Below are 6,443 nucleotides of genomic sequence, written 5' to 3' on the forward strand. Positions count from 1 at the left end.
AGCCCGCACCCTGGAAGGGTGGGGCTATCGGAACCAAGCCCGCCTGCGCGGGCTGATGTATCTTTGGGGCTGGAAAGCCCGCACCCTGGAAGGGTGGGGCTATCGGAACCAAGCCCGCCTGCGCGGGCTGATGTATCTTTAGTAAAGAACGAGCAAAATGCCTCTGACTCCCCTCTTGTTAAGGGAGATGGGGGGGGGTCTCTTCTGAAAGATATCTCCCCAAATTTACTCCATTCTCCCTCTTTCAAAATAGGAATTGTATGGGGGGCAAATCAGGAGAATCCCACCGCTATCAAACGTTCTTGTCCCTTTACTTATTTTCTTCAATTAATAGAAACATTAAAAACCCATTCAGTTTACTTTTATAGCTTACAAAAAGACTCCAATGAATTAGCTAAAATCTTCTCTCAACTGCCGATTCAAGACTTGGCTCATCAATTGAATCATTTCAGAGATACCGCTGAAGTCATGGCGGAATTAGACTTAATTATTACCGTGGATACGGCAGTGGCACATTTAGCCGGGGCATTGGGAAAACCGGCTTGGGTGTTGCTGCCCTTTGCACCAGATTGGCGGTGGTTGCTGAATCGCACCGATTCGCCTTGGTATCCCACCCTGCGCCTGTTTCGCCAAAGCCAGCCTGGGAATTGGCAGAGTGTCTTTGAGGAAGTGAAGCAAGCCTTAATTGAAACCTTGAATGGGACGGAAAATTCAGCCAAAATTCCCGATAATTTAAGGGCAAAAATAGGACGCGGGATTCTTGCTCATCAGAGTGGGGACTTAACAACAGCAGAACGGTTCTATCGGCAAGTGTTGGAACAAATGCCGAAGCATCCGGTGGCTTTAACGAATTTGGGAATGATTCTGAAAAGTCAGGGAAACTATGCAGAAGCCATTGCCTGTTATCACCAAGCGTTACCTTATGCCCCGCAAGAAGTGGGGTTGCATTACAACTTAGGAAATGCCCTGTGGGAACTGGGGAAACGGGAAGCGGCGATCGCCCAGTTTCATCGGGTAATTACCTTGCAACCGAACCATGTGGAAGGGTATAATAATCTGGGGATGGTATTGCATGAATTGGGCGAGTTAGAATCTGCTATTCCTCACTTTGAACAGGCAATTACCCTAAATCCCAACTATGCCCAAGGATACAATAATTTAGGGTTAGTGCTGCATGACATGGGACGAGTTGAGGAGGCGATCGCCTGCTATAACACCGCCCTGCGCCTGCAATCGGATTACTCCGAAGCCCATAACAACCGGGGAATTGCCTTACTCATCCAAGGTGACTTACGCCAGGGATTTCGGGACTATGAATGGCGATGGCGGGTGAAAGCGGCACCGGATTTACCTCCGATTCCTGCGCCATTTTGGGACGGTTCCGATCTCCAAGGCAAGACCATTTTACTCCATGCCGAGCAAGGATTGGGAGATTGTATCCAATTCATCCGCTATGCCGCCTTGCTCGTCCAACGCGGGGGGCGAGTCGTTGCCTTGGTTAATCAACCCTTGGTGCGCTTATTTCAAAGCGTTCCGGGCATCAGTCGCGTCAGTGCCTATTGGTCCGACTTAGCCCCGATTGATGTCTGGATACCGCTGTTGAGTTTGCCTCACATCCTGGGAACTACCTTAGCAACTATCCCGGGGGAAGTTCCCTATCTCACCCCCACCCATTTAGCCCCGGTAATACTTGATGCACCGGGATTCAAAGTGGGTATCGTCTGGGCGGGGAATCCCCAACATAAAGGCGATCGCACTCGTTCCTGTCCCTTGCGCTATTTTCTCCCCCTGCTCAACATTCCCGGCATTAAATGGTATAGTCTCCAAAAAGGTGCGGAAGAAACCCGCATTCGCCAGCAAAATCTCCCGATTCAAGATTTAGCCCCGTATTTGCAGGATTTAGCTGATACCGCAGCAATCATCGCTCAATTAGACTTAGTGATTACGGTGGATACTTCCGTGGCACATTTAGCCGGTGCCTTGGGTAAATCCGTCTGGGTGATGTTAAGCTATGCCCCAGATTGGCGGTGGATGCTGAATCGCAGTGATTCCCCTTGGTATCCGACAATGCGGCTGTTTCGCCAGGAGGAACGGGGGGATTGGCAAGGGGTATTTGATGAAGTAGCACAGAGTTTAACCGAGGTGTTGGCGACGCGGGTTGTCTTACCGGAACCCGAGACAATCAGCCCAGAATTTGCCCTCGCCCGCCAGGATTACGAAGCGGGTAACTTTGCCGAAGCTCAACGCCGTTGTCGGGTGTTGTTGCGTCAATATCCCCATCAGGCGCAAGGGTGGCAACTGTTAGGGGCGATCGCCCATCAAGGGGGAAAACTGAATACCGCAGTGGGGTATTACAAACAAGCGATCGTTGCCGATTGCCGCTATCTCCCTGCCTATATCAATCTGGGGGCAGCCTTACGCAGTTTGGGCAGAACCAGTGAGGCGATTTCCTATTTAGCACAAGCAGTCGCCGTGGATTCCTGCTGTCTCCCCGCCCATTATAATCTGGGAAATGCCTTGTCTGACGAGGGACATTTCCAGGAAGCGATCGCCCACTATCGCCAAGTCATCGCCCTGGATGCCCATCATAGCCAAGCGTATTACCATTTGGGAAATGCCCTGCAACAAGTGGGGAATGTGACAGAGGCAGTCGCCCACATCCAGCAGGCGACTACCCTTGACCCCAGTTATACAGAAGCCCATAATACCTTGGGGAATCTGTTCCTGAAAGCCGGCAGAATTACCGAAGCAATAGCTTGTTTTCAGCAGGCGACTGCCTTGGATTCCCAGTATATTGATGCCCATATTAACCTGGGAAACGCTTTACAAGAACAACATCACATCACAGAGGCGATCGCCACCTATCATCGCGCCCTGGAAATTCAGCCCAACTCTGCCGAAGCACACCTCAACCTCGCCCTCAGTCTCCTCATTGCTGGAAACTTGCCCGGAGGTTTTGCCGAATACGAATGGCGGTGGCGCGTCAAAGGATACCCCGCCCCCCCTCACTTTGAGGTTCCTCGGTGGGAGGGTGGGGATTTAACCGGAAAGACACTCCTATTATATGGGGAACAAGGATTAGGGGATACCCTCCAGTTTATCCGTTATGCCCCCTTGCTTGCCCAACGGGGAATCCGCGTAGTTGCCTTAGTTGCTGAGTCCCTAGTTTCTGTCTTGAAAACGGTTCCAGGGATTGAGGCAATTAGTTCCCATCCGGAGGAGTTACAACCATTTGAAAGTTGGATTCCCCTGATGAGTTTGCCGCGAATTTTTGGCACAACTTTACCCACAATTCCCGCTACCATTCCTTATCTTCAGCCTCCCCATTCCCAGCAACTTTCCCTTGAATCAACAAAGTTTAAAGTGGAGCATCTCAATTTGTTCAAGAGACCTAACCCCCCAGCCCCCTTCCCTAAGAGGGAAGGGGGAGCCGGAAAGGGGAGTTTCAAAGCCCCTCCCCTCTTAGGGGAGGGGTTTGGGGAGAGGTCAGACTGGTTTTCAGGCAACATTGAGATGCTCCCGTTTAAAGTGGGGATTGTCTGGGCAGGAAATCCCAAACACCACAGGGATTATAAGCGGTCCTGTTCCCTGGATGTTTTTCAATATTTCTTAACGGTTCCTGGGGTACAATTTTATAGTCTTCAAAAAGGGCAAGCGGGGGAAACTTGGCAAGGGAAAAACTTACCTTTGCAGGATTTAGGACCATCCCTCAATGATTTTGCTGACACCGCTGCGGCAATCGCCCAATTAGACTTAATTATTACAGTAGATACCGCCATTGCCCATTTAGCTGGGGCGATGGGTAAACCGACTTGGCTATTATTAGCTTATACTCCCGATTGGCGTTGGGGACTGGAGGGTTACGATTCACTTTGGTATCCCAGTCTGCGATTATTCCGGCAAACCCAACCGGGAAACTGGCAGGAAGTGGGCGATCGCATTGCCCAAGAATTACGGCAAACGGTGGAGAAGTCTGGAAAGGTGGGACTAGCGGAACAAAACCCATCTTTGCCCGGGAAAACATGGTTAGCAGGTGAAGTCAGGAGGAACCCAAAATCGATGATGACTGAATCAAGTGGCGATCGCACCCAACCCGTTGCTAAAACCCCTCAAAAACCCTTGAGATTGGGCCTTGCATGGTCGATCAATCAGATGACGGGGTGGGGGATTTATGGGACAAATCTCACCCTGCAACTGCAAAAAAACCCGGGATATGAACCGATGTTATTGTTGCAACCGGATACCTCGGGGGTAGTGAATCCGTTGGTGCGATCGCAACTGCAACCTGTATGCGATCGGTATCAAAATTTAGAACAATTGCGGAGTCAAAACCCCGGGAAACCCATTTGGTGTGATTTTCCCGTCCTTCATGCCCTCGGCAACAACTTTATCAGTCTTGCCACTACCCAACAACTCAGCGGGAAACAGAATATCGGGTTAATTTTCTTTGAAGATACGAATTTAACCCCAAAAAAACGCCAATTAGCCCAGAAATATCTGTTAATTGTCGCCGGTTCTACTTGGAATGCCGAGGTTCTCAAAAGTCAGGGAATCACCACAGTTCAGGCATTACCCCAAGGGATTGACCCCACCTTGTTTCATCCCGCCCCTACGTCTAATTTATTGGGCGATCGCTTCGTCATCTTCAGCGGCGGCAAACTAGAATATCGCAAAGGGCAAGATATCGTCATCGCCGCCTTTAAAGCCTTTCAAAAACGTCACCCCGAAGCCTTACTCATCACCGCATGGCATAACTTTTGGCCCCAATTCATGCGCGGACTCGAAACCACGGGTCATGTCACCGGACTACCCCAAATTGGGACAAATAAACGCTTAAATATTACCGATTGGCTACTCAATAATGGCTTACATCCTGATTCCTTTATCGATATTGGCGCAATTCCCAATTATCTGATGCCGCAAATCATCCGAGAATCCGACTGTGCCCTGTTTACCAATCGTTGCGAAGGGGGAACCAACCTCGTAGCAATGGAAACAATGGCTTGCGGAATTCCCACGATTTTATCCACTAATACTGGACATTTAGATTTGATTAGCCCCAATCATTGCTATCCCTTGATAACTCAGAAACCTGTCCAACCTACCCCGCAATTTATCGGAGTAGAGGGCTGGGGAGAATCGGACATTGAGGAAATTATCGAAACCTTAGAAACTATCTATCAAAATCGTGAAACAGCCCAACAAAAAGGCATTGCTGCCGCCCAATTCATGCAACAATGGACCTGGGAAAATCAAGTTAATCGCCTCCTTGAAATTCTGGGGGAAATTCTGTAGTAGAAAACCCGCAGGCTAAAGCCTGGGGCTACACGGACGAAGCCCGCCTGCGCGGGCTAAGAAAAACTACGGTTTATACCTGGATTGGGTATTATTTTCTCCTACTGTTAATCCTGATGCTAATTGTTAATTCATGACTCAAACCCTTGCCGAATCTTCGCAAAGAAAACCCTTTAATCTGTTAGTCCGACTGAATCAGAAATATTACAAATTGCGCCTCAATTTGGATGTTTCCAAATACAGTCAAAAAATCATGTGGCATTACTTCTCTCAGGGGAAATTCTATGAACCCGAAGAGTCTAAATTTTTAGAACGAGTGTTAAAACCGGGAGATACATTTATTGATATAGGGGCACATATTGGCTATTACTCCCTCCTCGCCGCGATTCTCGTCGGTGAAACCGGCAGAGTAATTAGCATCGAACCGGATAGGACTAATATCAACTGGATTCAAGACCATATTACCTTAAATCAGTTCCCACAAATGCAGGTAATTCCTACCGTATTGGGTTCAGAAACGAAACCTGTAGAATTCTTCTATAATGCCGATAATGATGGGGGACACGCCTTATGGGATGTGGGATTGCATGAATTTAATAAAATCAGTCGCAGTCACCGGCAAACTTCCACTCTACCCATGACAACCCTGGATGAAGTTGTCCGAGACAAAGGATTAACTGGGGTAAAACTAATTAAAATTGACACAGAAGGGGCGGAACATCAAATTTTACAGGGTTCCTTACAAACTCTTGCCACCTATCAAGTCCCCTACATCATTGCCGAAATTAATCGCTTTGCCTTAAACAAAATGGGAACCGATGAAAAACAGTTACGAGAGTTCATGGCATCCCTAGGATACAGTCCCTATTTATTGCGAAATGAGTCCCCCAACTGGGTGAAATTATCCCCGGATCAATATTACAATTCGCAATATGTTTTTAACCTAGTCTTCGCCTTAAGTGATGATTTTTAAATTTCGTTCCCCGTTTGTAGTAACGACTTCAGGCGTTGTAGGGGGTGAGAAACCGGGTTTCTTTCATAAATTTAGGCAAAGTTGCAACAGTTGTCGCAGAAACCCGGTTTCTGGTCCTTTGCAGGGGTTGAGAAACCGGGTTTCTTTCATAAATTTAGGCAAAGTTGCAACAGTT

General features: G+C 48.4%; 2 protein-coding genes. Both read left to right on the top strand.

The window, feature by feature from the left end:
- Window positions 1–93 precede the first annotated feature (93 nt).
- The gene (locus NG833_RS29105) at window positions 94–5,295 is read left to right on the top strand and encodes a tetratricopeptide repeat protein (protein ID WP_254568756.1); all 5,202 of its coding nucleotides are present in this window, start codon (window positions 94–96) and stop codon (window positions 5,293–5,295) included.
- A gap of 133 nt (window positions 5,296–5,428) precedes the next feature.
- The gene (locus NG833_RS29110; RefSeq protein WP_254568757.1) at window positions 5,429–6,268 is read left to right on the top strand and encodes an FkbM family methyltransferase; all 840 of its coding nucleotides are present in this window, start codon (window positions 5,429–5,431) and stop codon (window positions 6,266–6,268) included.
- Window positions 6,269–6,443 lie beyond the last annotated feature (175 nt).

Origin of the sequence: Oscillatoria sp. HE19RPO, from assembly GCF_024220515.1 — a bacterium.
GTDB lineage: Bacteria > Cyanobacteriota > Cyanobacteriia > Cyanobacteriales > Laspinemataceae > Laspinema.

Bases quoted from the DNA above. Each gene is read 5' to 3' on its own strand.
- NG833_RS29110 (WP_254568757.1), top strand. From the start codon at position 5,429: ATGACTCAAACCCTTGCCGAATCTTCGCAAAGAAAACCCTTTAATCTG.